Annotated in this window: 3 protein-coding genes; 2 read left to right on the plus strand and 1 reads right to left on the minus strand. The window is 53.1% G+C overall.

The features are described from left to right. Positions 1-141 precede the first annotated feature (141 nt). Both RSA72_RS14255 and ptsP read left to right on the plus strand, forming a co-directional pair. Positions 142-624 (plus strand): RNA pyrophosphohydrolase, encoded by a 483-nt coding sequence (locus tag RSA72_RS14255; protein WP_332623999.1) that lies wholly within the window; start codon positions 142-144, stop codon positions 622-624. A gap of 82 nt (positions 625-706) precedes the next feature. Further along, entirely contained in the window at positions 707-3,004 is a 2,298-nt protein-coding gene (gene ptsP / locus RSA72_RS14260) for a phosphoenolpyruvate--protein phosphotransferase (RefSeq protein ID WP_332624000.1), read from the plus strand. 4 nt (positions 3,005-3,008) lie between these two features. On the opposite strand, the gene RSA72_RS14625 is transcribed toward ptsP, so the two are convergent. Continuing rightward, on the minus strand, positions 3,009-3,166 hold a 158-nt coding region (locus RSA72_RS14625), incomplete at its 5' end, for a DUF7230 family protein (RefSeq protein WP_443098334.1).

The raw sequence follows: 3,166 nt of genomic DNA on the forward strand, positions 1-3,166 counted from the left end.
ATCTATCTCCGCTAGTCGATAGAAATTCGTTAAGATCATAGCAATTTTAACATTATTTACACTTCGCATTTTCCGAGCTGGATGCAGAAATAACAATCCCCGGATGCAAAGTTATAAATTACACAATATTTAGGTAGCCAAATGATCGACTCAGAAGGTTTCCGACCCAATGTCGGGATCATTTTGGCAAACGAGGCTGGACAGGTTTTATGGGCAAAACGCATTGGTCACAATGCATGGCAATTTCCGCAAGGAGGTATTCAGCATGGCGAAACCCCCGAACAGGCGCTTTTCCGTGAGCTGAGGGAAGAAGTCGGCTTATTGCCCGAACACGTCCAGATTATCGCGCAAACTAAAGGTTGGCTGCGTTATCGTTTGCCGAATCGATATATACGTCCGGATTCAGATCCGGTATGCATTGGTCAAAAGCAGAAGTGGTTCTTGCTGAAGCTGACCGCTTCAGCGCAGCATATTCAGCTGGATCTGTCCGATCCGCCTGAATTTGACCAGTGGCAGTGGGTCAGCTACTGGTATCCGCTGGGTCAGGTGGTAAATTTTAAGCGCGATGTCTATCGCAGGGCCATGGTCGAGCTGTGCAGCCAGCTGCCGGCAAAAAAACCTTGAAAAATCGCATTTCAGGTGCAGATTTTTGAGGCGTCTATTGATATAACTAAAGCGGATAACTCATTTTTTAGGAGCAGGCACGATGTCAAATATGCAGCTGGATACCTTGAGGCGCATTGTCCAAGAGATTAATGCGTCAGCCAGCCTGCATGAATCTTTAGACATTATGGTCAACCAGGTGGCTGAAGCCATGCATGTTGATGTCTGCTCCATCTACCTGCTGGATGAGCGCAACCAGCGCTACCTGCTGATGGCGTCCAAGGGCCTGAACCCTGAATCTGTCGGCCATGTCTCGCTGCACACCAGCGAAGGCCTGGTCGGCCTGGTCGGCCAGCGCGAGGAAATTGTCAATCTGGACAATGCGCCGAAGCATGAGCGTTTCCTCTACCTGCCTGAAACCGGCGAAGAAATCTACAACTCCTTTCTGGGCGTGCCGGTCATGTACCGGCGCAAAGTCATGGGCGTTTTAGTGGTCCAAAACAAAGAGCCGCAGGATTTCAGCGAAGCGGCGGAATCCTTTTTAGTGACCCTCTGCGCGCAGCTGTCCGGCGTCATCGCGCATGCGCATGCCGTGGGCAATATTGACGTGTTCCGCAAGCAGAACAGCCTGCCGACCTATAAAACTTTCCAGGGCATCTCCGGTTCCGGCGGCATTGCGATTGGCCGTGCCGTCATCCTCTACCCGCCTGCAGACCTGGGCGCGGTTCCTGACCGTGAAGCCGATGACATCAGCGAAGAATTAGCACTGCTGGATCATTCCCTTGATGCGGTGCGCAAGGAAATCCAGTCGCTGGACGACAAAATGCAGGACGCCTTAATGGCGGAAGAGCGCGCCCTGTTCAGCGTGTTTTTGCGCATGCTGGATGAAAATGCCCTGCCGGCCGAAATCAAAGCGGAAATCCGCGATGGCAACTGGGCGCAAGGCGCGGTGCGCAATGTGATTGACAAGCACATTGCCCTGTTTGCGCAGATGGAAGATGACTACCTGCGCGAGCGGGTTGCCGACCTGAAGGATCTGGGCCGCCGGATTCTGGCCTTTCTGCAGGAAGCCGATTCCGGCCACCGCGAACTGACCGATGAAAGCATTTTAATCGGCGAAGAAATTTCCACGGCGGCGCTGGTGGAATTGCCGGTGGATAAAATCGCCGCCATTGTCACCACCGAAGGCGCGATGAACTCGCATATGGTGATTGTTGCGCGCGCATTGGGCATTCCTACCGTAGTGGGCGTGACTGAACTGCCCATCAATACGCTTGATGATGTGGAAATGATTGTCGATGCGCATCAGGGCCGGGTATTCACCAATCCGCCGCGCCGCCTGCGCACCCGCTATAAAGAGATTCAAAAAGAAGAAGAGCAGATTGCCAAAGACTTAAAGCAGTATGAAACCAAAGACGCCATCACCCCTGATGGTGTCGCGGTCAAGCTGTTTGTCAATACCGGCCTGATGATAGACGTGGTGCGCGGCGTGCAGCGCGGCGCCAAAGGCGTCGGCTTATACCGCTCGGAAATTCCGTTTATGCTGCGTGACCGCTTTCCGGGCGAAGAAGAGCAGCGCCTGATTTACCGCCAGCAGCTGAGCCACTTTGCCAATAAGCCGGTGGTGATGCGCACGCTGGATATCGGCGCAGACAAAGACTTGCCGTATTTTTCCATTGAGGAAGAAAACTCTGCGCTGGGCTGGCGCGGCATCCGCTTTACGCTGGATCATCCGGAAATTTTCTCTTCGCAGATCCGCGCCATGCTGAAAGCCAGCATCGGCCTGAACAACCTGCATATTCTGCTGCCGATGGTGACCAGCGTCAGCGAAGTGGAAGAAGCGCTGTACCTGCTTGACCGCGACTGGCATGCGGTGCAGGAAGAAGAGCAGGTGAAAATCACCAAGCCGAAAATCGGCATTATGGTGGAAGTGCCCAGCGTGCTGCTGCAGATTGAAGAGTTTTCGGAACTGGTGGATTTCTTCTCCGTCGGCTCGAATGACTTAACCCAGTACCTTTTGGCGGTAGACCGCAACAACCCGCGGGTTGCCAATGTGTATTCGCATCTGCACCCTGCCGTGCTGCGCGCGCTGACGCGCCTGGTGCAGGAATGCCATAAATACGATAAGCCGGTCAGCATTTGCGGCGAAATGGCCGGCGATCCGCTGTCTGCGGTGCTGCTGATGGCGATGGGCTTCAATACCCTGTCGATGAGTTCCAGCAATATTTTGCGCGTGCGCAAGGCGATTTGCCATGTGCCGATGAGCGATGCGCAGGAGCAGCTGGAGCGCGTGCTGAAAATGAGCAGTCCGCTGATGGTGAAAAGCTGGATGGAATATTATTTTAAGACCCATGGCCTGGGGGATATGGTGAAAGCTTCAACCCGGATTGTCAGCGCTTAAGCGTCTATAAACCGCAAAATAACGGCATTAAAAAAGGGAGATAATCATCAGAATATCTCCCTTTTTTGTGCTTGTCATAGCCGCGTTTTGCATTTTTCTTCCGGTCTGCAAAGACTTGGCTTTGGTTGACTTCATGCATGTGTTTAGCCACGAAGTTGTGAA

It is taken from the genome of Acinetobacter sp. (assembly GCF_036659555.1).
Lineage (GTDB): Bacteria > Pseudomonadota > Gammaproteobacteria > Pseudomonadales > Moraxellaceae > Acinetobacter.

Excerpts from the sequence above, each read along its gene's own strand:
- RSA72_RS14255 (WP_332623999.1), top strand. The coding sequence starts at position 142 with ATGATCGACTCAGAAGGTTTCCGACCCAATGTCGGGATCATTTTGGCA.
- ptsP (WP_332624000.1), top strand. The coding sequence starts at position 707 with ATGTCAAATATGCAGCTGGATACCTTGAGGCGCATTGTCCAAGAGATT.